The organism is Bosea sp. ANAM02 (assembly GCF_011764485.1).
Lineage (GTDB): Bacteria > Pseudomonadota > Alphaproteobacteria > Rhizobiales > Beijerinckiaceae > Allobosea.
The window spans coordinates 572314-596110 of sequence record NZ_AP022848.1 but is presented as its reverse complement, the minus strand read 5'-3'; the positions used below and the strand labels follow the sequence as shown (position 1 = coordinate 596110).

Genomic DNA, 23797 nt, shown 5'->3' with positions numbered 1-23797 from the left:
GGCTTGTCATTCCGGGGCTTCGCGTAGCGAAGAACCCGGAATGACAGTGGTGGTGCCGGCCGCAAGCGATCAGTGCGCCCATGCAGCCTAGGAGCGAAGCACCTCCGCCAGCGCCTCCGGCGTCACCTCGGCCATCGCCATCTGTAGCTTGTAGGCACGGGTCTTCTTGCCCGGCTTCATCACCAGGATCACCGTCTCGCTGCCCGGGCAGGCAGGATCGGCGCAAATGATCTCGTTGACGGCAACCGCTGCCGTCTCGGGCAGGCCGAGCAGTTCCCTGACCTGTGCCTTCAATCGTTCGGCCAGAGCCCTGGCTTCGGCCTTCGCATCGCCGCCCTTGCGGGTCTCAGGCTTGCCGAAGAGACCGAAGCGCATGGCTCTCAGCTCGGCAGGACGAGCACGCCGGCGGCGCCATCCTCGGCGCCGAAGGCGAGCCGCTTGCCGGCCTTGTCCCAGGCGAAGGCGCTGATCCCGCTGCCGCGCAAAGCCGGCCGCACCAGCAGTTCGGAGCCGTCGGTCAGGCGGACCATCAGGATGCAGCCGTCATCGTAGCCGATCGCCAGCACCAGCGCGCCCGGATGGAAGGCGACGCGGGTGACACGGGCATGGCGCACGCCGCATTCGCGCGGCGCCTTGCCCTGCGGCCCGTCGCCCTGGAACGGCCAGACGATCGCGCCGTCGGCACCGCTCGACGCGAGCCAGAGCCCGTCATGCGACCAGGACAGCGAGCGCGGCTTGGCGGGGTAGCCGGTCATCCGCATATGGCCGGGCTTGTCGCCGAGCTTCCAGCCATGCAGCGCGTTCTCCTGCATCGAGGAAACGACGAAGCGCCCGTCCGGCGACCAGGCGACATCGAGATGCGAGCCCTTCCATTCGAGGAATTCCGGCTTCGCCTCGGTGTTCGGATACCAGAGGCAGACGCCGTTCATCTGCGCGATGGCGAGGCGATAGCCCTTCGGCGCGAAGACGAGGCCCTGCGGCGTGCTCGCGGCTTCCAGCGTGCGGACGCGGCCCTTCTCGTCGCGGGCCTGCACGGTCTTGCCGGTGTTCCAGGCGAGATTGCCCGAGGGCGACAGCGTGATCGCGTCGATCCAGCGGCGCTTCTGGTCCTTGGCCAGCTCCTCCGGCTCGCCCTCCAAGCGGGTCGCGACGACGCGCCCGTCATCGCCGCCGGAGATCAGTCGCTCGCCGTCGCCGGTCGCGCAGAGAATGCCGCCGGCATGGGCCTCGACGCCGTCGACGAGGGCGCCGTCGCGCCAGCGCAGCACGCGCCCGTCGGCCAGCGCGAGCACGAGCCCCTGCTTCAGCCAGTGGACCGCGACGACATGCGTCTCCGCGGCGATCGGGGTGACATGCTCGCGCAGCGAGACGGGTGGGGTCATCGTCGTCATGCGGCCGGTCTAGCGCAGCTTCTCTATTGGGGGAACCACGCGCCGTCATTCTCGGGCGGAGCGAAGCGCAGACCCGGAAATCTCTTCCCGGAAGAGGTTCTCGGCGCCTCAACGTCATGAGATGCTCGGGTCGAGCCCGAGCATGACGAGCCTTTTCACGCCGCGCAGGCTTCAAACCCCCGACGCAATTCGTTCTCGTTGAGATCGCGCCCGATGAAGACGAGGCGGCTCTCGCGGGTCTCGCCATCCTTCCAGTCGCGCTGCAGGTCGCCGTCCAGGATCATGTGCACGCCCTGGAAGACGAAGCGGCGCGGCTCGTTCTTGAAGGCCAGTATACCTTTGGAACGCAGGATGTTCGGCCCCTGGATCTGGGTGAGGTCGTTGATCCACGGCATGAACTTCTCGGGATCGACATCGCCCGGCACGGTCAGCGAGATCGAGCGTACGTCCTCGGCATGGTGATGATGGTGCCCGGCCTCGAGGAAATCCGGCTCGATATCGAGGATGCGATCGAGATCGAAGGCGTTGCGGTCGAGCAGGGCCGCGATATCGACATTGGCGCGCTCGGCCTTGTGCAGCTTGGCATAGGGGTTGATCGCGCGGATCGCGGCCTCGACATCGGCGAGCTCGTCCGCCGTCACGAGATCGGTCTTGTTGAGCACGATGACATCGGCGAAGGCGATCTGGTTCTTGGCTTCCGGCGCATCCTTCAGCCGGTCCTTCAGCCACTTGGCGTCGGTCACGGTCACGACCGCGTCGAGACGGGTGGCATCGCCGACATCCTGGTCGACGAAGAAGGTCTGGGCGACCGGCGCGGGGTCGGCGAGGCCGGTGGTCTCGACGATGATCGCATCGAACTTGCCCTTGCGCTTCATCAGGCCGTCGAGAATGCGGATCAGGTCGCCGCGCACGGTGCAGCAGATGCAGCCGTTGTTCATCTCGAAGATTTCCTCGTCGGCCCCGACGATGAGGTCGCCATCGATGCCGGCCTCGCCGAACTCGTTGACGATCACGGCGAATTTCTTGCCGTGGTCCTCGGTCAGGATGCGGTTGAGGAGCGTGGTCTTGCCGGCGCCCAGATAGCCGGTGAGCACCGTGACGGGGATTTTCTCGGACATGGCTTGACCTGAATGACTGCGACGCAAGGAGGACACCGCCCGGTCAGGCCGGGCCGGCGGTCAGCGCCTTTTCGATCTCGCTTATATTGTGCTTCATCATCCGGATGTAAGTCCCCGCCGGGCCGGCATCGGCCGAGAGCGCATCCGAATAAAGCCGGCCGCCGACCTTGGCCCCGCTTTCCCGCGCGATCTGCTCGATGAGGCGCGGATTGGTGACGTTTTCAAGGAAGACGGCCGGAATCTTCTGCGCCTTCACCTGCCTGATGATGCGGGCGACGTCCCTGGCGGAGGCCTCGGCCTCGGTCGAGACGCCCTGCGGCGCGACGAATGCGATGCCATAGGCCTTCACGAAATAGCCGAAGGCGTCATGGGTGGTGATCGCCTTGCGCCGCTCGGCCGGGATGCGCGCGATGGCGGCCTTCACCTCGCCTTCCAGTTTGTCGAGCTCGGCCAGATAGGCCGTGGCATTGGCCTCGTAGCTCGCCTTGCCGGCCGGATCGGCGGCGCTCAGCGCATCGCGGATATTCGCGACATAGATCTTCGCATTGGCGACGCTCTGCCAGGCATGCGGATCGTCATGGCCATGGGCATGCGCATGGCCGCCCTTGCCCTTGTCGTCATGGTCGTCATCGGCTTCGAGCGGCGTGATGCCCTTCGTCGCCGTGGCCATCGTGGCCTTGGTGCCCGAGGCTTTCACCAGGCGCGGCAGCCAGCCCTCGAAATGCAGGCCGTTGACGAGCACGAGCCTGGCCGCGGCCATCGCCTTCGCATCGGCCGGCGTCGGCGAATAGACATGCGCGTCGCCGTCCGGGCCGACCAGCGTGGTCACGCTGACGCGATCCCCACCGACCTGCCGGACGAAATCGCCGAGGATCGAGAAGCTCGCCACCACCGGCAGCTTCTCCTGGGCAAAGGCGCCGAGCGGCGCGGCAACTGCGGCAAGCCCGAGAACGAGGCCGGCGACGAGGGCGCGACGGTTGGGCATAGGCGACTCCAAGAAATGAAACGATATAACGTTTCTATCTCTGGAGATGGGCGCGAGGCAAGAGCCGACGCGCAAGCCCGTCCTGCGAGCCGAACAGGAGCGAGCCGATATAGATCGCCCCCGCCGCCAGGATGATCGACGGCCCGGCCGGCAGGCTCGACCCCGCCGCATAGGACAGAACAAGCCCGGCATAGCCGGAGACCATGCCGAAACCCGCCGCGAGCAGCAGCAGGCGGGTGATGTCGGCCGTCCAGAAGCGCGCGGCGGCAGCCGGCAGCATCATCATGCCGACGGCGAGCAGCGTCCCCAGCGCGTGGAAGCCGGCGACGAGATTGAGCACGACCAGTGCCAGGAAGGTCAGGTGAACGAACCCACCGGAGCGGCTGACCGAGCGCAGGAAGCCGGGATCGACGCATTCCAGCACCAATGGCCGATAGAGCGCCGCCAGCGACAGCAGCGACACGGTCGCGACACCGGCGAGCAGGATCAGAACCTGATCGTCGAGCGCCAGCACATTGCCGAACAGCACATGCAGCAGGTCGATCGCCGAGCCCCTGAGCGAGACGATGGTAACGCCAAGGGCCAGCGAGATCAGGTAGAAGGCGGCGAGCGAAGCATCCTCCTTCAGCACCGTCGCGCGCGCCACGGCGCCGGCCGCCAGCGCCACCGCGAAACCGGCGGCAAGCCCACCGATCGTCATCGCCGGCAGCGAGAAGCCGGCGACGAGATAGCCGAGTGCCGCGCCGGGCAGGATCGCATGCGCCATGGCGTCGCCGGTCAGGCTCATCCGCCGGAGCATCAGGAAGACGCCGATCGGCGCGCCCGAAACGGAGAGCGCCACCACGCCGACGAGGGCGCGGCGCATGAAATCGAATTCGGCGAAGGGGCCGATGAGGAGGTCGTAGAGCACGTGCGCGTCTATTCCGTCGGTTTTCTCAGCCCTCATCCTGAGGAGCCGCGAAGCGGCGTCTCGAAGGATGTTTCAGAGTGCACTGGAGCATCCTTTGAGACGCAGCCTGAAGGCTGCTCCTCAGGATGAGGGCTTCATGTTTTACGCCGCGTCGCGCTGGCAGGGAGCGGCGTGGCTGTCGAAGGCCTCGACCATGCGCCGCGCCTTCAGTAGGTTCTCGGGCGTCAGCACAGTCGTGGTTTCGCCCCAGGCCACGGCCTCGCGTGCCAGCAGCAGCGTCTGGGGGAAAGCCTGCCGGACCGTCTCGATATCATGCAGCACCGCGACGACGGTGCGGCTCTCGCCATGCCAGCGCCGCACCAGCTCGAGCAGATCGGCGGTCGTGCGCGCATCGATCGCGGTGAAGGGCTCGTCGAGCAGGATCACGTCGGCATCCTGCAGCAGGAGCCGCGCGAACAAAGCCCGCTGCATCTGCCCGCCGGAGAGCGTGCCGATCGGCCGACGCTCGAAGCCGGTGAGACCGACCGCCGCGATGGCGTGCTCGATCTTGTGGGCCGCGCCCTGACCGATCCGGCCGAAGATGCCGGCGCGGTTCCATAGGCCCATGGCGACGAGATCATAGACATGGATTGGGAAGGAGCGATCGAGATCGGCCGATTGCGGGAGATAGGCGAGCCGCTTGCCCTTGGCGAGGGAAACACCGCCGGAGAGCGGCACAAGCGCCCCGGCAATGCCCTTGAGCAGGGTCGACTTGCCGGCGCCGTTCGGCCCGACGATAGCGGTCAGGCTCCCGGTTACGATCTCGCCGGAGAGGTGATGAACCGCGGGGTGGCGATCATAGCCCAGCGTCAGATCGGTCAGGCGGATGGCGGACATCAACGCAAACTCACAGGATCACGGCCAGCGTCGCCAGCCAGAGCAGCGCGACGATGGTTGCGGCCAATCCCACCCGCGCCCCAGCCGAAAGGCGCAACAGCGACCACCCCGGAGCTTCCGAGGCGGCGCGATGCGTGTGATGGGCGTGCGCGTGAACCATGGAAACGATATAATATTACGCCCACGCCGGAGCAAGCGCGATTCCACGCCCGTCCCCGACTCAGAACGGCAGGTACTGATAAAGCCAGGTCTCGGTCAGCACCGTGTCGCCGGCCTTCAGATAGCAGCGCATCTCGACAGGCTCGCTGCCGCCGACAGTGAGATCGAACTGGGCGCGCCAGTGGCCGGGCACGTCGTCGGGCATGGCTTCCGCGAAGATATAGGAAAAGCTGCCGCGCGAGGTCGAAAGCACCACCTCGGGCTTCACGCCGAAGGGAACCGCCTCCAGCGCCGGCCCCAGGAACTCGACCATGAACTTGCGCACGCCGCGCGGCCGCGCCGTTCCGGGCTGGCCGCCATTGCCCAGCCGCGTCGCGACGACCCGCCCGAGCCGGGTCGGGAACGGCTCGTCGGCGAGCCAGTGCAGCTTATAGCGGAAATTGTAGGCGCCGCCGGCCTTCGCAGGGCCTTCGGGCACCCACATCGCGACGATATTGTCGTGGATCTCGTCATCCGTGGGGATCTCGACGAGCTGGACCGAACCGCGGCCCCATTGCCCGTCGGTCTCGACCCAGAGGCTCGGGCGGCGCTCGTAATGCACCCCGTCGAGATAATGCCCGGTCTCGCGGTCGCGCTGCATCAGCCCGAAGCCGCGCGGGTCATTGTCGACGAAGGCCGAGGCCATGGTGTGCGGGGGATTGTTGAGGGGGCGCCAGGCACGTTCGCCCGGGCCCGTCCAGAGCGCGAGCCCGTCGGAATCATGCACCTCGGGACGCCAGTCGATCGCTGTCTGCTTCGCGGTCTCGGAATACCAGAACATCGAGGTCAGCGGCGCGATGCCGAGCCGCGCGACGTCCTTGCGCAGATGCAGAGCGGTCTCGATCTCCATGGTCACGCCCTTGCCGCGATGCATGCGGAAGCGGTAGGCGCCGGCAAGACTCGGCCCGGAAAGCAAGGCGTGGACGACGACATGCTCGGCGCCCGCCTGCGGCGTCTCGAGCCAGATATGGGTGAAATCGGGAAACTCCTCCAGCTTGCCCGAGACCGCCGGATCGATCGCGACACCACGCGCCGACAGGCCGTACTGGTAGAGCTCGCCGATCGCCCGGAAATAGGAGGCGCCGAGGAAGGCGACCCAATCGTTCGTCTTCCAGTCCAGCGCCTCGCCATTGCGGCCGGGATGGCCGCTGCGGCTCTCCTGCAGGCGGAAACCGGCGAAGCCCGCTCCGGCCGGCAGGTCGCGCCCCGGGGAATCCGCCGGCATCTCGAAATAGCTGGGATCGTAGACGATCTCGCGCGCCTTGCCCTCCTCGACGACATGCATCCTGACCGGCTTCTGGAAGAAGCGGCCGAGATGAAAGAACGTCACCGGCCAGGGCGAGGGCCCGTCCGCCCAGAGCGCCGCCTCCGGCTTGAACCGGATCTTGCCATGGGCATCGTAGTCGATCCGCTGCATCGCCTCGGGCCGCGGGCTTGGCGGCGCCTCATAGGGCTTGGCCGCCATGTCCTTCGCCCGCGCCTTCAATGCCTCGAAGGTAAAATCCCTGGCATCGCCGAGCCTGAGCCCCTGCTGCGCCAGCGCATCCGGTGCGAAGCCGAGCGCCGCCAGCGTGGCTGTCGCACCCGCGCCTGCGAGAAGAGTCCGTCGGTCGAGGCGAAGCCCCTGGCTGCCACCCTGCTCGGCGCGGTCGTGCATGTCGTTCCTGGTCGCTCGTTGCTCGGATGCCCGGCCGACCCGCCCATGACGAGACGACCGTGCGAAACCGGAGATAGGCAGCCAATCATGGCGAAACCAGCCCGGCCTTTCGGCTAAAGGCGAAGGAGCGACTTTCGTCGAACGCTTTCCCTTTCGGGTCCGGCATGCTCTAAAAACCCGATCAACCGGCCGCGTGAGCCGGAGCGACCCTCAGGGAGACGTCATGAAAGCACTGTTCCGCAACCGTCGCCTCGCCGGCCTTGCCGCCGCCGTCCTCATCGCCGCCGCCCCCGCCGCCGCACGCGCCGAGGAGTTCGTCAACGTCCTGACCGGCGGCACCTCCGGCGTCTATTATCCGATGGGCGTCGCACTCTCGAAAATCTACGGGGAGAAGATCGCCGGCACCCGGCCGACCGTTCAGGCGACGAAGGCCTCGGTCGAAAACCTCGTCCTGCTGCAGCAGGGCAAGGGCGAGATCGCCTTCACCCTCGGCGACTCGCTTGCCGCCGCCTGGAAGGGCGACGAGGAGGCGGGCTTCAAGGCGCCGCTGAAGAAACTGCGCGGCGTGACCGCGATCTATCCGAACTACGTCCAGATCGTCGCCTCCAAGGATAGCGGCATCAAGACGCTGGCCGATCTCAAGGGCAAGCGCCTCTCCGTCGGCGCGCCGAAATCCGGCACCGAGCTCAATGCCCGCGCCATCCTCGCCGCCGCCGGCATGTCCTACAAGGATCTCGGCAAGATCGAGTACCTGCCCTTCGCCGAATCGGTCGAGCTGATGAAGAACCGCCAGCTCGACGCCACCCTGCAATCGGCCGGCCTCGGCGTCGCCTCGCTGCGCGACCTCGCGACCTCGGTCGAGATCACCGTCGTCGAGGTGCCGGCCGCGACCGTCGACAAGGCCGGCTCCCCCTTCGTCAAGGCGACGATCCCGGCCAATACCTATACCGGCCAGAGCGCGCCCGTTCACACCGCCGCCGTGGTGAACTACCTCGTCACCCACGAGGGCGTGAAGGAAGACCTCGTCTATAAGATGACCAAGGCGATGTACGAGAATCTCGGCGATCTCGCCGCCGCCCATGCCGCCGGCAAGGCGATCAAGCTGGAAAGCGCGCTGGAAGGCATGCCCATCCCGCTGCATCCCGGCGCCGCCAAGTACTTCAAGGAAAAGGGCCTCAAGGTCGGTTCCTGAACCGTCCGGAGAGCCGTGATCGCGGGCGAGGCCTCGGGGCCTCGCCTTTTTGTCTGGCGGGTGGACCCAGCGCATGAGCGAAGACAAGCATAAGCCCCTGGCCGTGCCGGATACCGGCGGCGTGCCCGTCGAGACGCAGCAGCCGATCGTCGATCCCGAGCATGGGCTGCCGCCCGGCTTCGGCCCCGGCTGGCCCGGGCGCCTGCTGTTCTGGATCGCGGTGGCCTTCTCGCTCTTCCAGATCGCCACCGCCTTCAACATTCCGCTCGATCACCGTTTCGCCGGCATCGACATCATCGACCTGCTGCGCGCCACGATCGCGCTCTGGCTGGTCGCGATCGTCGTCCAGGCCGCGCGCGGCAAGCCCTGGGCGGAGATGCTGCTCGCCTGGATCCCGATGGCGGTCGTCGTCGAACTGCTGGCGCGGTTCGGCGGCTCGGTGCCCAACCAGATCCTGCGCACCCTCCATGTCGGCCTGCTCTGCCTCGTCGCGGGCGGGCTCCTGGCCCAGCACAAGAGCCAATCGCGCGCCAGTGCGGCCCTCGCCTGGACGCTCGCCATCGCCGGCTTCGCCATCGGCCTTTACCACTGGTTCTTCTACGAGGACCTGGTCGCGCGCGCCGGCGAGGTCACGCAGGCCGATCTCGTCGTCGGCATCGCGGCGATCGCCATCCTCTTCCTGATCTGCTGGCGCTTCATGGGCCCGGCACTGCCGATCGTCGCCGGCCTGTTCCTGGCCTATTGCCTCTTCGGCAACTACCTGCCCTCGCCGATGAACCATCGCGGCTATTCGCTGGAGCAGGTGATCGAGCACATGTCCTTCGGCACCGAGGGCATCTATGCGACGCCGACCGGCGTCTCGGCCACGTTCATCTTCCTGTTCATCCTGTTCGGCTCCTTCCTGGAGCGGGCCGGCATGATCCAGCTCTTCACCGATGTCGCGATGGGCCTGTTCGGCAGCGCCCGCGGCGGCCCGGCCAAGGTCGCGGTCTTCTCCTCGGCGCTGATGGGCACGATCTCGGGCTCCGGCGTCGCCAATGTCGTCTCGACCGGCCAGTTCACGATTCCGCTGATGAAGCGCTTCGGCTATCGCGCAGCCTTCGCCGGCGGCGTCGAGGCGACCGCCTCGATGGGCGGCCAGATCATGCCGCCGGTGATGGGCGCCGTTGCCTTCATCATGGCCGAGACTATCGACGTGCCCTATGCCGCCGTCGTCCAGGCGGCGATCGTGCCGGCCGTGCTCTACTACACCGCCGCCTTCCTGGCCGTGCATCTCGAGGCCGGCAAGCGCGGGCTCGTCGGCATGCCGCGCTCGGCCCTGCCGAGCGCCGGCAAGGCGCTTTCCGAGAAATGGTTCCTGATCCTGCCGCTGGCGGTGCTGGTCTACCTGCTCTTCGCGGGCTACACACCGCTCTTCTCGGGCTCGGTCGGCCTCGCGCTCACCGTGGTCCTGATCCTCGGTGGGTCCTTCGCGCTCGGCATCGGCCCGATCGCGGTGCGCGTGCTGTTCTGGGTCGGGCTCGGCCTGCTCTGCGGGCTGTTCTTCTGGTACGGCATCCTCGTCATCGTCGCGATGGTGGCGGCGCTGATCCTCGTGAACCTGTTCAGCAAGGGCGGCGCCGAGACCGTCGCAGCCTGCCGGGAAGCCCTCGCGGACGGCGCGCGCCAGGCGATCCCGGTCGGCGTCGCCTGCGCCGTGGTCGGCATCGTCATCGGCACGATGACGCTCACCGGCGTCGGCACGATCTTCGGCAATGCCGTGGTCGCCGTCGGACGGGATTCGCTGTTCCTCGCGCTGATCCTGACGATGATCGTCAGCCTGATCCTCGGCATGGGCATCCCGACCATCCCGAACTACATCATCACCTCCTCGCTGGCGGCGCCGATCCTGCTGAAGCTCGGGGTGCCGCTGATCGTCAGCCACATGTTCGTCTTCTATTTCGGCATCATGGCGGACCTGACGCCGCCGGTGGCTCTGGCCGCCTTCGCGGCGGCGCCGATCGCCAAGGAATCCGGCTTCAAGATCGGCTTCCAGGCCTTGAAGATCGCGATGGCCGGTTTCGTGATCCCCTTCATGGCGATCTACGACCCCGCCCTGATGCTGCAGCCGGTCCAGGGGCTGAGCGGCTTCGCCTATACCAGCGCGGCCGCCTACATCATCGCCAAGGCGCTGCTGGCGATCTTCCTCTGGGGTACGGCCACGATCGGCTTCATGAAGCGCGACATGGCCGTCTGGGAGCGCGTGCTGGCAGCGGCAGCCGCGGGCTCGCTCGTCATGGCCCTGCCCGCCACCGACGAGATCGGCTTTGCCCTGGCGGCACTGGTCATCGGCCAGCATCTGTGGCGCGCGCGCGGCGCCGCGGCGCCGGCATGAGCCTGTGCCTGGCGGCCGGCGCGCTCGTGGTGGCGCTCGGCCAGGGCGAGATCACGCTGGGCTGGCGCCATTCGGTGCAGAAGACGCTGTGGGAAGAGGTCTGGCGGGAAACGCCCGCCGGGCTCGAAATCGTCGAGGCGCGGATCGAGGGCTCGGGCGCCGGCATGGACCCGCCGGACGGCGCGAAGCTCGTCGACGGCTTCTGGCGCTGGCACCCGGCGCTTCCCCCGCTGCAGGAAGTGGTGATGCGCCGCTCGGGCGCGACCGCCGACTGGCGTATCTGCACGGGATCGGGCTGCCGCCAAATGGGAGATTATCTCCCCGCGGATGCCGACCCGGTCAGGCTGAAGATTTGCGATAAGTAGCGTCGTCACTCCCGGGCGGAGCGCAGCGTAGACCCGAGAAGCTCTTGAAAGCGAGGCGCGGGGGCCTCTTTCGGCAGGAGATGTTCGGGTCAAGCCCGACCATGAGGCTTGATCAATCGACCTCGGTCAGGTGCTCGATCTTGAGCATGCGGCGCATCAGGTTGACGAGGCCGTAGCCGGCGAAGACCGAGAAGATCGCCATCATCACGTACTCGAAGATGGTGCCGAGTTCGAACAGGCCGGCCAGGGCCCAGCCGGCCGCCAGCGCCACGCCGAAGAGTTCGACGGCGATCAGGATCCCGAACGAGGAGACCATGATCAGGTTGCGCCAGTTGGTATGCCGTCCGGCCATGCTGTCCTTCCCGAGATCATCGCGCATCCGAACGGACGCGGCCACGATGATCCATCACGATATCATCGCATCGGATTGATCCGATGCGATCGCGCCTGCCGCCTCACGCGGCCATGCGCCCCACGCACCTAGCGGAGCTTGCCGCCCCATGCAACAAATTCGCACCCTTCGTGCAGATGGGCACGATCTCCGCGCTTGAAAAGTCCCGATGCTGGATACGCCTGTCTTCACCTCCGCCGCCGTGGCTGCCCCCCATCACCTCGCCTCGGAAGCGGGCCGTGCCGTTCTGGCCGAAGGCGGCAACGCCATCGAGGCCATGGTCGCGATGGCCGCGACGATCGCGGTTGTCTATCCGCACATGAACGGGCTCGGCGGGGACGGTTTCTGGCTCGTCCATGAACCGGGCGGACGCCTGCACGGCATCGAAGCCTGCGGCCCGGCGGGCTCGCTCGCGACGATCGAGCGCTATCGCGGCAAGGGGTATGACGCCCTTCCCGCGCGCGGACCGGAAGCAGCCCTGACCGTCGCCGGCGCCGTCGGCGGCTGGCGACTCGCGCTGGACCTCGCCCGCTCCCTCGGCGGCCGCATGCCGCTCGACGAACTGCTGGCCGATGCCCTCCGGCATTGCCGCGAGGGCTACCCGATCTCGGGATCCGAGCTCGGCAACAAGCCCAACGAGCTGGAGGCGCTGAAGGCCGCGCCGGGCTTCCTCCCGGCCTTCTGGATCGACGGCGCCCCGCCCAAGCCCGGTGCCCGCCGCCGACCCGAGGCGCTTGGTGCAACCCTGGAGCAGCTCGGTCATGCCGGGCTCGACGACTTCTACCGCGGCGATATCGGCCGCGAGATCGCCTCCGACCTCGAACGCATCGGCGCCCCGGTCACCCGCACCGATCTCGCCGGCTATCGCGCACGATCCGTGGTGCCGCTGACGCTGAAGCTCCCCGGCCTCAGCGTCGCCAACCTGCCGCCGCCGACGCAGGGACTGGCCTCGCTCATGATCCTCGGCATCTTCGAACGGCTGGGCGAGGCGAGGCTCGATTCGTTCGAGCATCATCACGGGCTGATCGAGGCGACGAAACGCGCCTTCGCCATCCGCGACCGCTATGTCACCGACCCGGCCGAGCTCGACCACCCGCCTGCGGATTTCCTGACCGATACCGCTCTGATGCGCGAGGCGACGGCCGTGGACATGCAGCGGGCGGCGAAGCTGCCGCTGCGCCATGCCGACGGCGACACGGTCTGGATGGGCGCGATCGACGGCAAGGGTCTTGCCGTGTCCTATATCCAGTCGATCTACTGGGAATACGGCTCCGGCTGCGTGCTGCCCGCCACCGGCATCCACTGGCAGAACCGCGGCGTCTCCTTCTCGCTCGACGGGAACGCCGCCAACCCGCTGCGGCCCGGCCGCAAGCCCTTCCACACGCTGAACCCGGCTCTAGCCAGTTTCGACGACGGGCGCGTCATGCCCTATGGCTCGATGGGCGGCGACGGCCAGCCGCAGTTCCAGGCGCAGATTCTGTCGCGCTACCGCGCCGGCCAGAATCTCGCGACGGCGGTCGACGCGCCGCGCTGGCTCTTCGGCAAGACCTGGGGCGCGGGCTCGACCAGCCTCAAATTCGAGAGCCGCTTCGATCCCTCGCTGCTGGAGCGGCTCGATGCCGCCGGCCACCCGGTGGAAGAAAGCGGTCTGGCCTATTCCGAGGGTTTCGGCCATGCCGGCATGCTGGTGAAACACGCCAAGGGTCAGGTCGAAGCCGTGCATGACCCGCGTTCCGACGGCGATTCCAGGGGGGTCTGACGCCAGATGACTTTCGACGATCCGTTCCGCTGCTTCGTTCCCTATCCCGACGCGCCCGTGAAACATGCCGTCGCCGGCCCGCTCGCCGGTTTGACGCTGGCGGTGAAGGACCTCTTCGACATCAAGGGCTATCCGACCGGGGCGGGCTCGCCGCTGGTGCTGGCACAGTCCGGCATCAAGGCCAAGACCGCGCCGATCGTGAAGGACCTGCTCCAGGCCGGCGCCCGCTTCGTCGGCAAGACCCATACCGACGAGCTCGCCTTCTCGCTCAACGGCCAGAACGCGCATTTCGGCTCGCCGATCAATCCGGCCGCGCCCGAGCGCATCACCGGCGGCTCCTCCTGCGGCTCGATGGCGGCCGTGGCCGGGCGCCTCGCCGATATCGCCTTGGGCTCGGACACCGGCGGCTCTGTACGGGCTCCCGCGAGCTATGGCGGCCTCTTCGGCATCCGCCCGAGCCATGGCCGGCTCTCGCTGAAGCGCGCCTGGCCGCTGGCGGAAAGCCTCGACACGCCCGGCTGGTTCGCTCGCGACGGCGACATCTTCGCCCGCGTCGCCAATGTCCTGTTCGGCCTGGACAAAACCGAATTGCCGGAGACGCCGCGCCTGCTGATGGCCGACGACCTATTCGCCCAGGCCGTGCCCGAGGCGGAGACGGTCCTGCGCAATGTCGCGCAGCGCGCGGTTCCGGCGCTTGGCCAGCCCGAGGGCGTCAAGCTCGTTCGCGATCTCGACGCGCTCTACTGGGCCTTCCGCTGGATTCAGGGCCGCGAGGCCTGGATCTCGGACGGGCCGATGATCGAGCGCTTCGCTCCGCCGCTCGGCCCGGGCGTGAAGGAGCGCTTCGCCTTCTCGAAAGCGGTGACCGACGCCGAATACGCCAAGGGCGAGGCGACCCGGAAATCCTTCCGTACCAAGCTCGCCCGCCTGCTCGGCCAGGATGGGGTGCTGATCCTCCCGACCATGCCGGACGTCGCCCCGTTGATTGCGGCGAAGGAATCCGAGCTCGAGGATTTCCGCAACCGGGCGCTGCGCCTGCTCTGCCTTGCGGGCTTGTCCGGCTTCCCGCAGATCACGATTCCCGTGGCGCAGCGCGAAGGTGCCCCGCTGGGCCTGTCGCTGATCGGCCCAAAGGGCTCCGACCGCTCGCTCGTCGCCTTCGCGGTGCGCTACGAACGCGCCGCCCGCATCCGGATCGCCTGAGAGGAGACCGCCATGAGCGGACATCACCACCACGATCACGACCATCATCACGACAACCACTTCACTGCCATCGAGGCGCGGGTGAAGGCGCTGGAAACGCTGATGGTGCAGAAGGGCTATGTCGACCCGGCCGCGCTCGACGCGATCATCGACACCTATGAGACGAAGATCGGCCCACGCGACGGCGCCCGCATCGTCGCGAAAGCCTGGACCGACCCGGCCTTCGCCGAGCGCCTGAAGGCGGACGGCACGGCTGCGGCAGCCGAGCTCGGCTATGGCGGGCGCGGCGGCGAGCATATCGTCGCCTGCTTCAACACGCCCGAGCAGCACAACCTGATCGTCTGCACGCTCTGCTCCTGTTATCCGTGGCCGGTACTCGGGCTGCCCCCGGTCTGGTACAAATCCCCGCCCTATCGCGCCAAAGCGGTGATCGACCCGCGCGGCACCATCGCCGATTTCGGCGTGACGCTGCCGGAGAGCCAGCGCGTCCGCGTCTGGGATTCGACGGCCGAAACACGCTTCATCGTCATCCCGATGCGGCCCGCCGGCACCGAGGGCTGGAGCGAGGAGAAGCTCGCCGGCATCGTCTCGCGCGATTCGATGATCGGCACCGGCTTGCCTCGCATGGAGGACGCCGCATGAACAGCGCCCATGATCTCGGCGGGCAGATGGCCTTCGGCCCGGTCGTCCCCGAGCCGAACGAACCGGTCTTCCATGGCGACTGGGAAAAGCGCGTGCTCGCCATCAATGTCGCGGCCGGCGCCATGGGCGCCTGGACCATCGACGAGATCCGCCATGCCCGAGAGAGCCTGCCGCCGGCGCAATATCTCTCCTCGACCTATTACGAGATTTGGCTCGCCGCCCTCGACAAGGTGCTGGTCAAGCACGGCTTCCTGAGCGCGGACGAACTCGCGAGCGGCAAGCCGGCGCCCGAACGTCGCGAACCCAAGCGCGTGCTCAAGGGCGAGGAGGTCGCGGGCGTCTTGCGGCGCGGCTTCCCTTATGAACGCGAGGCCAAAGCCCCCGCCCGGTTCGCTGTCGGCGACAAGATCCGCACCATCGTGATGCACCCACAGCACCACACCCGCCTGCCGCGCTATGCCCGCGGCAAGACGGGCACGGTCGAGCGCATCACCGGCTGCCATGTCTTCCCGGATACGGGTGCGCAGGGGCAGCCGGAGACGGCGCAATGGCTCTACACGGTCGTCTTCGACGGCCGCGAACTCTGGGGCCGCGATGCCGACCCAACCTCCACCGTCAGCATAGAGGCCTGGGAGAGCTATCTTGAGCCGGCCTGAGACCGATCTGGCGGCGGCCTTGGCCGCCGACACGCCGATGCCGCGCGACGCCGAGGGCCCGATCTTCGCCGAGCCCTGGCAGGCCCAGGCTTTCGCGCTGGTCGTGGAACTCCAGAACAAGGGCGTCTTCACCGCCGATGAATGGGCGCAGGCGCTCGGCGCCGAAATCCGCGAGGCGCTCGCCGCAGGCGGCTGCAAGGATGGCTCGGATTACTACGAGCGCTGGTGCGAGGCGCTGGAACACCTGCTGATCGCGAAGGGGCTGACCTCCCATGACGGCGTCGACGCGCTCGCCGCCTCCTGGGCCCGCGCCGCCGAGGCGACACCGCATGGCAAACCGATCCTGCTGGAGAACGATCCGCTACGGTAAATCACAGATTATTATAATAAATAGGGGAATTAAATGAAATTGAGTCGCATTCAAATCCAAGAAATTGGCCTAAAATTACTTAGCGAATCGCCGGGTGGAATCAGGTGGGTTGAGATTCTTACTGCCATAAAACAACAAAGCCCTGAAACGCCTCACAATTCAATACAGGGCGCAATTCATAATATGCTTACTAGCAACCCAGACATTATTAAGGTCGCAAGAGGAACTTATCAACTATCTGTGAAAAACGATGCGGAATCACAGGATGCCATATTGGCAGAGAAAGTTGAAGCCGAAAAGATAGTATCTATATTAGCCGCAGGAAATAAGATTGTAAATTTCGTTGAGGCAGATTTTTATCAATCTTTTGCGGATTGGCTGAAAGACACCGCAGAAGAAGTCAGTGAAGCGGTAGTTATTGGAGGAAATATCTTGAAAGGGAAGTGGGGAACCCCGGATGTCATCGGAATATTGAAACCAGATTTTTCCTATTTTCTTAAATTTGAACCACAGATAGTGACAGCCGAAATAAAAATTGACCCTAGCCAACCTGTAGTGGCTTTCGGACAAGCGATTGCCTATAGATTATTCTCTCACAAAAGCTACATTGTCATGCCCGAAACGATAGGTGAAGATGATTTAAGTCGGCTGAAAGCTCTATGCTCAATACATGGAGTTGGATTAGTTTTATATAAACTAGATAAAGATAACCCTGAGTATCGCACAGTAATAACTCCGGCCCTCGCATCGCCAGATATGTTTTATGCAAACCAAGCAATTACTCGCCTTCACGCCGCCGATCCCGCTGCCTTCAAACGGCTATTCGGTTAAGCAAAGCATAAGCTTGGATCGACTGTTAGCTCCCCATCCCGCCGATCCACAGCCCGGTGAACAGCGCCGCGCCGAGCACCGCGACGAAGGCTGCGGCCAGCAATTCGAGGCCGGCGATCCATCGCGCCGAGCGCAGGCTGCCGCCCCCGGCGAATTTCAGCGCCGCGAACTTGAAGAACACGGCGAAGGCGGCGAGCGCCCCGGTGGTGAGCGCCGTGCCCAGCGCCATGGCGAAGGTCGCGGCGATGCCGGCCCAGAACAGCCCTTGCGCATTCGCGAAGACCAGGATGATCAGCGCCCCCGCGCAGGGCCGCGCGCCGGCCGCGACGACGACGCCGGCCATGTCGCGCCAGCCGGCGAGCCGCGAAACCTGCTCGGCATCGGGCATATGGACATGGTCGCAAGCCGCCGGATCATGCGCGCCGCCGGCTTCGAGCCTGACCAGCGCGCCCGCCTTGCGCCAGAGCATCAACAATCCGACCAGCGCGACCAGCAGGAAACTGCCCTGCTCGATCACGGTCGTCGCGGCGTTCATCTGCATCGCCGTGACTCGCAGCAGCAAGGTCGCCACCGTCACGATCGCGATCGCGACCAGCGCCTGCAGGAGCGCCGCCGCGAAGCTCAAGGCCAGGCCCCGCTTCAGGCTGCGATTATCGGCGACGATATAGCCGGATATCACCGCCTTGCCATGACCCGGCCCGGCCGCATGGAAGACGCCATAGCCGAAGGAGAGCCCGAGCAGGCCCCAGAGCGCAGCCGGAGCGGTCGCGATCGCCTTCAGCGTCGCCGTCAGTTCGCGATAGAAGCTCGATTGCCAGGCCAGCAAAACCGCCCCGAAGCCGGTCGTGGATGGCAATGCCTCGCGCGGCAGCGCGGTGCCGAAAGGATTGCGCGGTGGCGGCGGAGGCGGTGGGCTGATGCTTGCGATCAGCATGGCCAGCAACGTGACCACGCCGCCGACCAGCAGCAGCGCCAGCCCAGCAACGACGATGCGTGCCAGCAGTGGCTTTCCTGCCTTAGAGCCCTCATCCTGAGGGGCGCTCGGAGAGCGCGTCTCGAAGGACGGTCCGGAGCGCGCTGGAGCATCCTTCGAGACGCCGCTTCGCGGCTCCTCAGGATGAGGGCTGAGGCTGGTGATCACGGACATGCCACCAGCGCCCGCGTCACGATCTCGAGCCCGCTGACATCAGGCGTCGCGGTGATATCGGCTTCGGCGAGGCGCTTCTGCGTGGCGTCGTCGAGCCTTGGCGGACGGTTGACCCGCACGACGCAGCCCTGCGGCGCGCCCTTGGTCACGACCGCATCGGGCTCGTCGACGATGGAAAAGGCGACGAAATAGGTGGGGTCGCCGATCTCGATGCCGAAGGAGCGCACCTTAGCGGGAGTCTTCAGGGGCAGCGTGAAGACCAGCGTCAGCACTTTGTTGTCGAAGCTCATGACCTGCTCGCCCGGCGTGCCGAATTCCTGCTTGCGGCCGTTGAGCTTGGCAGCGGTGAAGAACTCGACATCGGGCAGCGATTCGACATTGATCTTGGCAAGTTCGGCCAATTCGTCCGAGGTCAGCTTGCCGTCGCCGTTCTTGTCGAGGCCCTGCGTGATATAGGCCGAATAGGCCTCGTCGAAGCTCCAGCGGTTGCGGATCGCCTGCACCGAACCGTCGGCCGCGAAGACGATCTCGGCCTTGGCGTTGACGAAGACATGCGGATGCGCAGCCGCCGGCCTGGCCGCAAGAGCGGCCAGCAGGAGCCCCGACAGGGCCGAAAGATGCGCGCGTCGCGTCAAAGGCGAACCCTCCGTGATCCCCGTGGCTTTGCGTGGATCATGGTTAAGCGATCGTCAACAAGCGCTTCGTCGCGCCGGTCACCCCGACAGCCTTCCCCGCCAAACGGGGCCAAATCGCGGCGTCTCCCGCGTGACGCGCACCGCCCGCGCCCGTAAATCTCTGGACCCGGCCTCGAAAACTGGAATGATACCAGATCAATTGACCGCCCTCGGACGATATGTCAGCCTTACTGACATATTCGCCGCAGAGACGGCGAAACACGAGGCCGGGACCACCGGCCCGTCGGCGGGAAACGACGATCCGGGAGGCCGAACATGGCCGAGACACCACGGAAATCCGGCACCGAGGCGGGAGCGCTGCACCAGAATGCGCTTCGCGAAGTCGCGCTCGACGACAAATACGATCTCGACAAACGCGAGGTTTTCCTCACCGGCACGCAGGCTGTCGCCCGCATGCTGCTGATGCAGCGCGAGCGCGATCGGCAGGCCGGGCTCGACACAGCCGGCTTCGTCTCCGGCTATCGCGGCTCCCCGCTCGGCGGGCTCGACCAGCAATTGATGCGGGCCGCGAAGCCCCTCAAGGCCGCCAACATCGTCTTCCAGCCGGGCTTGAACGAGGATCTTGCCGCGACCGCGATCTGGGGTACGCAGCAGGCGGGGCTCAGCGGCGAAGGCAAGCACGATGGCGTCTTCGCCCTCTGGTACGGCAAAGGGCCGGGCGTCGACCGCTCCGGCGACGTCTTCCGCCACGGCAACATGGCCGGCACCGACCCCAGGGGCGGCGTGATCTGCCTGATGGGCGACGACCACACGGCGGAATCCTCGACCAACGCGCACCAGACCGAATTCGTGCTGGTCGACCGGATGATGCCGATCCTCAACCCGGCCGGCGTACAGGAGATCATCGATTACGGGCTGCACGGCATCGCGCTCTCACGCTTCGCCTCGGTCTGGGTCGGCATCAAATGCGTCAAGGACAACATCGAATCGACGGCCTCCGTCGACGGCTCGCTCGATCGCGTCAACATCGTCACGCCGACGGATTATATCCCGCCGCCCGGCGGCCTCGCCATCCGCCGCGAGCTCGATTTCGTCGAGCAGGAACGCCGGATGCATCTCTACAAGCGCGATGCGATGCTGGCCTATCTGCGCGCCAACAAATTGAACCGCATCGTCACCCATGGCGGCAGGACGCCGCGCATCGGCATCGCGACCGTCGGCAAGTCCTATCTCGACGTGCAGCAGGCGCTGGCCGATCTCGGCATCGACGAGGTCCGCGCCAATGATCTCGGCATCCGCCTGTTCAAGCTCGCCTGCCCCTGGCCAATCGATCCAGCCGAGCTGAAAGCCTTCGCCGAAGGCCTCGACCTGATCATGGTTGTCGAGGAGAAGCGCTCGCTGATCGAGGTCCAGGTTCGCGAGGAGCTTTACGGCGCTCGACACCAGCCGATGGTGATCGGCAAGAAGGACGAGAGCGGCGACTGGCTCTTCCCCGTCCATGGCGCGCTCGACCCCAACGATATCGCGATCGCGCTGGGCTCGCGCCTGCTGCAATACCGAGACGAGCCTGAGCTCCGCACCCGGCTGGAGGAGATCGCCGCGGCGCAAGGGCGGCTGGCCGAGGCGCAGGAGATCGCCAGGCGCACGCCCTATTTCTGTTCGGGCTGCCCGCATAATTCCTCGACCGTGGTGCCCGAGGGCTCGCTCGCCTATGCCGGCATCGGCTGCCATTACATGGTGCAGTGGATGGACCGCGATACCGCCGGCTTCACCCAGATGGGCGGCGAAGGCGCGAACTGGGTCGGCGAGGCACCCTTTTCGAAGCGCGGCCATGTCTTCCAGAATCTTGGCGACGGCACCTATACCCATTCCGGCTCGCTCGCGATCCGCTGGGCCGTCGCGAGCGGCGTCACCCTCACCTACAAGCTGCTCTACAACGACGCCGTCGCGATGACCGGCGGCCAGCAGGCCGAGGGCCATCTTTCGCCCGACCAGATGGCAAGGCAGGTCGCGGCCGAGGGCGTGCAGCGCATCGCCGTGGTCAGCGACGACCCCGGCAAATATCCGCCGGGCACGCAATGGCCGGCCGGCACGACGCTGCACCATCGCGACGAGCTTGACGCCGTCCAGCGCGAATTGGCCGGGACGTCCGGCGTCTCGCTCCTTCTCTACGACCAGACCTGCGCCACCGAGAAGCGTCGCCGACGCAAGCGCGGCGCCTATCCCGATCCCGACAAGCGCGTCATCGTCAACGAACTGGTCTGCGAGGGATGCGGCGATTGCGGCGTGCAGTCGAACTGCGTCTCGGTGCAGCCGCTGGAAACCGAATTCGGCCGCAAGCGCCAGATCGACCAGTCGAACTGCAACAAGGACTTTTCCTGCGTGAAGGGCTTCTGCCCGTCCTTCGTCACGGTTCACGGCGCGAAGCCGAAGAAGGCCGATCCGCTCCGGCTCGACGCCTCGGCACTCGGCGAAGGTGACTTGCCCGAGCCGGCCGTGCCGGCGCTCGACCGCAGCTTCGCGGTGATCGTCACCGGCGTCGGCGGTACCGGCGTCGTCACCATCGGCGCCATTCTCGGCATGGCCGCGCACCTCGAAGGCAAGGGCTGCGGCATGATCGACATGGCCGGCCTCGCCCAGAAGGGCGGCGCCGTCTTCAGCCATGTGAAGCTCGCGCCGCATCCCGACGACATCCACGCCATCCGCGTCACCGCCGGACAGGCCGATCTCGTGCTCGGCTGCGACTTGACCGTCACCGGCTCGAAGAAGGTGCTCGGCGCGATCCGGCCCGAACGCGCCGCCGTCATCGTCAACACGGCCGAGAGCCTGCCAGGCGATTTCACCCGCAATGCCGACTTCTCGCTGCCGACCGAGCGGCTGAAGCGCGCGATCCTCTCGGCGGCTGGCCGCGAGCAGACGCATTTCATCGATGCCACCGCGGCCGCCGTCGCCTTCCTCGGCAATGCCATCGCCGCCAACATGTTCATGCTCGGCCATGCCTGGCAGCTCGGCACCGTCCCGTTGTCCCGCGAGGCGCTGCTCAAGGCGATCGAGCTGAATGGCGAGGCCGTCGCCATGAACAGGCAGGCCTTCGAGCTCGGCCGCCGCGCTGCGCATGACCCTCAGGCGCTCGTCGGCCTGCTCTCGCAAAGCAAGGCGGCGACCCCGGCCCGCCAGCTCTCGCAGACGCTCGAAGAAATCATCGAGCGTCGCGTCGCCTTCCTCACCACCTATCAGAATGCGGCCTATGGCGCGCGCTATCGCCATCTCGTCGCCCGCGTGCAGACGCGCGAGGCGGCGGTGATGCCGAGTCAGACCTCGCTGAGCGAGGCCGTCGCGCGCAATCTCTTCAAGCTGATGGCCTACAAGGACGAGTACGAGGTCGCCCGGCTCTACAGTGACGGCGCCTTCCGCAGGCAGGTCGCCGCGACCTTCGAGGCGGAAAGCGAAGGCAAGCCGTTGCGTTACGAGTTCCACCTCGCCCCGCCGCTGTTGGCGCGGCGCGATCCCAATACCGGCCTGCCGCGCAAGATGAGTTTCGGCCCTTGGATGATGGGTGCCTTCTCGGTGCTGGCGAAGCTCAAGGGCCTGCGCGGCACCGCCTTCGACCTTTTCGGCTATACGCAGGAGCGCCGGACCGAGCGCCGGCTGATTGCCGATTACGAGGCTCTGTTGAACGAGTTGCTGACCCGTCTTACGCCGGAGAACCACGCGCTCTGCGTGGCGCTGACTGCGATGCCTGAAAAGATCCGCGGCTTCGGCCATGTGAAGGAACGGCATCTCAAGGCGGCGAAGGCCGAGGAGGCGACGCTGCTGGCGCAATTGCGTGAGGGTGGCTCGGCCGCTGCCTTGCCGCAGGCTGCGGAATAGCCGGCAGCGCTCCGGGTCGTCATGCTCGGGCTTGACCCGAGCATCTCGTGACAAGAAGGCTCCGGAGCCTCTTCCTGAAGGAGATTCTCGGGTCTACGCTCCGCTTCGCCCGAGAATGACGCCACGCCCCCGAAGCTTGCCCCGCCAACCCGGATAACCGCCATCTTGATCACCTCCGAGGAACTGCGCGCCATCGCCTCCTGGTCCCGTGATCTGTCGGAGGCCGAGTTCGAGGAGGCGCGGCGCGGCATCTCGTTCAAGAGCTACGGCAAGGGCGCCTCGATCTGCCATGTCGGCGACCGGCTGGAATCCTGGACCGGCGTCGCCGACGGGCTGGTCAAGATGGCGACGACCTCGAAGACCGGCAAATCCGCGACGCTCGCCGGCATGCGCTCCGGCGCCTGGTTCGGCGAGGGTACCGTCATCAAGGCCGAGCCGCGGCGCTACGAGCTGGTGGCTTTGCGCGAGACCCGGCTCGCCCTGATGCGGCGCTCGACCTTCCTCTGGCTGTTCGAGCATTCGGCCGCGTTCAACCGCTTCCTCGTCCATCAGTTCAACGAGCGCCTCGCCCAGTTCATCTCGCTGGCCGAGACCGAGCGCACGCTCGATTCCACCGGGCGGCTGGCCCGCAACCTCGCCTGGCTGTTTAACCCGATCCTCTATCCCGATCTCGGCCGCACGCTGGCGATCTCGCAGGAGGAGCTCGGCATGCTCGCCGGCATCTCGCGGCAGATGGCCAACCAGGGGCTGGCGAAGCTCGCCGATCTCGGCCTGATCGAGCTCGGCCATGGCAGCGTCACCATCCGCGACCTCGACCGGCTCGCCCGCTACGAAGGGTGAAGAGCCGGCGGCGGCACCAAATCGCGTTTCGGGCGTTCCTTCTCCCGAACAGCCCTGGCTGAGAAAGGAACCGCCGCCATGCTTGGCCTCCTCGACCTCGTCACGAAACGGGTCAACGACCAGATGATCGAATACGCCGCCGCGCAGTCCGATATTGCCCGGCGCCTGTGGGGCAACTGGCTCGATCCCTTCCATGCCTGCCAGCCTGCGAAGATTCGCGGCGACAGGCACAGACGGCCGGAGATCGATCCTCGCACGGGACGACGACGCCAGCTCTAAGCGTTCCTGCGCTTCGAACATATCATGAGTGTCCCGCCATCTTCCGAGGATTGCGGGCTGTTTGTTGAACCTCAGTCCAGGAACATCCACGTTTCACAAAAGCGCGGG

23 protein-coding genes are annotated in these 23797 nt (G+C 66.4%); 12 read left to right on the top strand and 11 right to left on the bottom strand.

Translation table 11 applies throughout. The features are described 5' to 3' along the window. Positions 1 to 87: 87 nt before the first annotated feature. The 8 genes from OCUBac02_RS02885 to OCUBac02_RS02850 form a co-directional block, all read right to left on the bottom strand. The gene (locus OCUBac02_RS02885; protein WP_173043375.1) at positions 88 to 375 is read right to left on the bottom strand and encodes a hypothetical protein; all 288 of its coding nucleotides are present in this window, start codon (positions 373 to 375) and stop codon (positions 88 to 90) included. Between the two features lie 5 nt (positions 376 to 380). Continuing rightward, positions 381 to 1391, bottom strand: a complete 1011-nt coding sequence (locus OCUBac02_RS02880) for a WD40 repeat domain-containing protein (RefSeq protein WP_173043374.1) — start codon at positions 1389 to 1391, stop codon at positions 381 to 383. Between the two features lie 155 nt (positions 1392 to 1546). Then, on the bottom strand, positions 1547 to 2509 hold the full coding sequence (locus tag OCUBac02_RS02875; protein ID WP_173043373.1) for a CobW family GTP-binding protein: 963 nt from the start codon (positions 2507 to 2509) through the stop codon (positions 1547 to 1549). Positions 2510 to 2552: 43 nt separating this feature from the next. Then, complete coding sequence (locus tag OCUBac02_RS02870) at positions 2553 to 3494, bottom strand: metal ABC transporter substrate-binding protein (protein ID WP_173043372.1); 942 nt, start codon at positions 3492 to 3494, stop codon at positions 2553 to 2555. A 34-nt stretch (positions 3495 to 3528) separates the two neighbouring features. Then, entirely contained in the window at positions 3529 to 4359 is an 831-nt protein-coding gene (locus OCUBac02_RS02865) for a metal ABC transporter permease (protein ID WP_465247774.1), read from the bottom strand. Positions 4360 to 4545: 186 nt separating this feature from the next. Further along, complete coding sequence (gene aztA, locus OCUBac02_RS02860; RefSeq protein ID WP_173043371.1) at positions 4546 to 5280, bottom strand: zinc ABC transporter ATP-binding protein AztA; 735 nt, start codon at positions 5278 to 5280, stop codon at positions 4546 to 4548. Between the two features lie 10 nt (positions 5281 to 5290). After that, the gene (locus OCUBac02_RS02855) at positions 5291 to 5440 is read right to left on the bottom strand and encodes a hypothetical protein (protein WP_173043370.1); all 150 of its coding nucleotides are present in this window, start codon (positions 5438 to 5440) and stop codon (positions 5291 to 5293) included. A 60-nt stretch (positions 5441 to 5500) separates the two neighbouring features. Next, positions 5501 to 7135, bottom strand: coding sequence for an OpgD/OpgG family glucan biosynthesis protein (locus tag OCUBac02_RS02850; protein WP_173043369.1), 1635 nt, complete (start codon positions 7133 to 7135; stop codon positions 5501 to 5503). A gap of 223 nt (positions 7136 to 7358) precedes the next feature. Here OCUBac02_RS02850 and OCUBac02_RS02845 point away from each other — a divergent pair, with 223 nt between their 5' ends. From OCUBac02_RS02845 to OCUBac02_RS02835, 3 genes are all read left to right on the top strand, one after another. Continuing rightward, entirely contained in the window at positions 7359 to 8327 is a 969-nt protein-coding gene (locus tag OCUBac02_RS02845) for a TAXI family TRAP transporter solute-binding subunit (protein WP_173043368.1), read from the top strand. Positions 8328 to 8400: 73 nt separating this feature from the next. Beyond that, entirely contained in the window at positions 8401 to 10701 is a 2301-nt protein-coding gene (locus OCUBac02_RS02840; protein WP_173043367.1) for a TRAP transporter permease, read from the top strand. Next, the gene (locus OCUBac02_RS02835) at positions 10698 to 11066 is read left to right on the top strand and encodes a DUF1850 domain-containing protein (protein WP_173043366.1); all 369 of its coding nucleotides are present in this window, start codon (positions 10698 to 10700) and stop codon (positions 11064 to 11066) included. Before OCUBac02_RS02840 ends, OCUBac02_RS02835 begins: the two co-directional genes overlap by 4 nt. Before the next feature lie 112 nt (positions 11067 to 11178). Here OCUBac02_RS02835 and OCUBac02_RS02830 read toward each other — a convergent pair whose 3' ends face one another. Continuing rightward, positions 11179 to 11418: a hypothetical protein gene (locus OCUBac02_RS02830; RefSeq protein ID WP_047581153.1), complete on the bottom strand. Its 240-nt coding sequence runs from the start codon at positions 11416 to 11418 to the stop codon at positions 11179 to 11181. 208 nt (positions 11419 to 11626) lie between these two features. Between OCUBac02_RS02830 and OCUBac02_RS02825 the strand changes: the two genes are divergently transcribed. Genes OCUBac02_RS02825 through OCUBac02_RS02800 form a run of 6 tightly spaced genes read left to right on the top strand, consistent with a single transcriptional unit; the run spans position 11627 to position 16918 of the window. Beyond that, on the top strand, positions 11627 to 13216 hold the full coding sequence (locus OCUBac02_RS02825; RefSeq protein WP_173043365.1) for a gamma-glutamyltransferase family protein: 1590 nt from the start codon (positions 11627 to 11629) through the stop codon (positions 13214 to 13216). Between the two features lie 6 nt (positions 13217 to 13222). Beyond that, complete coding sequence (locus OCUBac02_RS02820; protein WP_173043364.1) at positions 13223 to 14419, top strand: amidase; 1197 nt, start codon at positions 13223 to 13225, stop codon at positions 14417 to 14419. 12 nt (positions 14420 to 14431) lie between these two features. Then, positions 14432 to 15061: a nitrile hydratase subunit alpha gene (gene nthA, locus OCUBac02_RS02815; RefSeq protein WP_173043363.1), complete on the top strand. Its 630-nt coding sequence runs from the start codon at positions 14432 to 14434 to the stop codon at positions 15059 to 15061. Continuing rightward, positions 15058 to 15717 carry a nitrile hydratase subunit beta gene (gene nthB / locus OCUBac02_RS02810; protein ID WP_173043362.1) on the top strand — a complete coding sequence of 220 codons (660 nt, stop codon included), beginning with the start codon at positions 15058 to 15060 and terminating at the stop codon, positions 15715 to 15717. Before nthA ends, nthB begins: the two co-directional genes overlap by 4 nt. Then, entirely contained in the window at positions 15704 to 16087 is a 384-nt protein-coding gene (locus OCUBac02_RS02805) for a nitrile hydratase accessory protein (protein WP_465247752.1), read from the top strand. The genes nthB and OCUBac02_RS02805 overlap by 14 nt, the downstream gene beginning before the upstream one ends. Before the next feature lie 33 nt (positions 16088 to 16120). Further along, the gene (locus OCUBac02_RS02800; protein WP_173043361.1) at positions 16121 to 16918 is read left to right on the top strand and encodes a hypothetical protein; all 798 of its coding nucleotides are present in this window, start codon (positions 16121 to 16123) and stop codon (positions 16916 to 16918) included. A 25-nt stretch (positions 16919 to 16943) separates the two neighbouring features. Here OCUBac02_RS02800 and OCUBac02_RS02795 read toward each other — a convergent pair whose 3' ends face one another. Both OCUBac02_RS02795 and OCUBac02_RS02785 read right to left on the bottom strand, forming a co-directional pair. Continuing rightward, the gene (locus OCUBac02_RS02795; RefSeq protein ID WP_244639078.1) at positions 16944 to 18065 is read right to left on the bottom strand and encodes a nickel/cobalt transporter; all 1122 of its coding nucleotides are present in this window, start codon (positions 18063 to 18065) and stop codon (positions 16944 to 16946) included. Further along, entirely contained in the window at positions 18056 to 18700 is a 645-nt protein-coding gene (locus tag OCUBac02_RS02785; RefSeq protein ID WP_052232592.1) for a DUF1007 family protein, read from the bottom strand. The genes OCUBac02_RS02795 and OCUBac02_RS02785 overlap by 10 nt, the downstream gene beginning before the upstream one ends. A 315-nt stretch (positions 18701 to 19015) precedes the next feature. Between OCUBac02_RS02785 and OCUBac02_RS02780 the strand changes: the two genes are divergently transcribed. The 3 genes from OCUBac02_RS02780 to OCUBac02_RS02770 all read left to right on the top strand — a co-directional run bounded on the left by OCUBac02_RS02780 (position 19016) and on the right by OCUBac02_RS02770 (position 23689). Beyond that, positions 19016 to 22570: an indolepyruvate ferredoxin oxidoreductase family protein gene (locus OCUBac02_RS02780; protein WP_173043360.1), complete on the top strand. Its 3555-nt coding sequence runs from the start codon at positions 19016 to 19018 to the stop codon at positions 22568 to 22570. A gap of 165 nt (positions 22571 to 22735) precedes the next feature. Then, positions 22736 to 23410, top strand: coding sequence for a Crp/Fnr family transcriptional regulator (locus OCUBac02_RS02775; RefSeq protein ID WP_047581688.1), 675 nt, complete (start codon positions 22736 to 22738; stop codon positions 23408 to 23410). A 78-nt stretch (positions 23411 to 23488) separates the two neighbouring features. Continuing rightward, positions 23489 to 23689 carry a hypothetical protein gene (locus OCUBac02_RS02770; protein WP_047581686.1) on the top strand — a complete coding sequence of 67 codons (201 nt, stop codon included), beginning with the start codon at positions 23489 to 23491 and terminating at the stop codon, positions 23687 to 23689. Positions 23690 to 23797: the final 108 nt, after the last annotated feature.

What these genes read in the sequence shown, in the direction of transcription:
- OCUBac02_RS02885 (WP_173043375.1), bottom strand. Translation starts at nt 375, where the DNA reads ATGCGCTTCGGTCTCTTCGGCAAGCCTGAGACCCGCAAGGGCGGCGAT.
- OCUBac02_RS02880 (WP_173043374.1), bottom strand. Translation starts at nt 1,391, where the DNA reads ATGACGACGATGACCCCACCCGTCTCGCTGCGCGAGCATGTCACCCCG.
- OCUBac02_RS02875 (WP_173043373.1), bottom strand. Translation starts at nt 2,509, where the DNA reads ATGTCCGAGAAAATCCCCGTCACGGTGCTCACCGGCTATCTGGGCGCC.
- OCUBac02_RS02870 (WP_173043372.1), bottom strand. Translation starts at nt 3,494, where the DNA reads ATGCCCAACCGTCGCGCCCTCGTCGCCGGCCTCGTTCTCGGGCTTGCC.
- OCUBac02_RS02865 (WP_465247774.1), bottom strand. Translation starts at nt 4,359, where the DNA reads ATGCGCCGCGCCCTCGTCGGCGTGGTGGCGCTCTCCGTTTCGGGCGCG.
- aztA (WP_173043371.1), bottom strand. Translation starts at nt 5,280, where the DNA reads ATGTCCGCCATCCGCCTGACCGATCTGACGCTGGGCTATGATCGCCAC.
- OCUBac02_RS02855 (WP_173043370.1), bottom strand. Translation starts at nt 5,440, where the DNA reads ATGGTTCACGCGCACGCCCATCACACGCATCGCGCCGCCTCGGAAGCT.
- OCUBac02_RS02850 (WP_173043369.1), bottom strand. Translation starts at nt 7,135, where the DNA reads ATGCACGACCGCGCCGAGCAGGGTGGCAGCCAGGGGCTTCGCCTCGAC.
- OCUBac02_RS02845 (WP_173043368.1), top strand. Translation starts at nt 7,359, where the DNA reads ATGAAAGCACTGTTCCGCAACCGTCGCCTCGCCGGCCTTGCCGCCGCC.
- OCUBac02_RS02840 (WP_173043367.1), top strand. Translation starts at nt 8,401, where the DNA reads ATGAGCGAAGACAAGCATAAGCCCCTGGCCGTGCCGGATACCGGCGGC.
- OCUBac02_RS02835 (WP_173043366.1), top strand. Translation starts at nt 10,698, where the DNA reads ATGAGCCTGTGCCTGGCGGCCGGCGCGCTCGTGGTGGCGCTCGGCCAG.
- OCUBac02_RS02830 (WP_047581153.1), bottom strand. Translation starts at nt 11,418, where the DNA reads ATGGCCGGACGGCATACCAACTGGCGCAACCTGATCATGGTCTCCTCG.
- OCUBac02_RS02825 (WP_173043365.1), top strand. Translation starts at nt 11,627, where the DNA reads ATGCTGGATACGCCTGTCTTCACCTCCGCCGCCGTGGCTGCCCCCCAT.
- OCUBac02_RS02820 (WP_173043364.1), top strand. Translation starts at nt 13,223, where the DNA reads ATGACTTTCGACGATCCGTTCCGCTGCTTCGTTCCCTATCCCGACGCG.
- nthA (WP_173043363.1), top strand. Translation starts at nt 14,432, where the DNA reads ATGAGCGGACATCACCACCACGATCACGACCATCATCACGACAACCAC.
- nthB (WP_173043362.1), top strand. Translation starts at nt 15,058, where the DNA reads ATGAACAGCGCCCATGATCTCGGCGGGCAGATGGCCTTCGGCCCGGTC.
- OCUBac02_RS02800 (WP_173043361.1), top strand. Translation starts at nt 16,121, where the DNA reads ATGAAATTGAGTCGCATTCAAATCCAAGAAATTGGCCTAAAATTACTT.
- OCUBac02_RS02795 (WP_244639078.1), bottom strand. Translation starts at nt 18,065, where the DNA reads ATGTCCGTGATCACCAGCCTCAGCCCTCATCCTGAGGAGCCGCGAAGC.
- OCUBac02_RS02780 (WP_173043360.1), top strand. Translation starts at nt 19,016, where the DNA reads ATGGCCGAGACACCACGGAAATCCGGCACCGAGGCGGGAGCGCTGCAC.
- OCUBac02_RS02770 (WP_047581686.1), top strand. Translation starts at nt 23,489, where the DNA reads ATGCTTGGCCTCCTCGACCTCGTCACGAAACGGGTCAACGACCAGATG.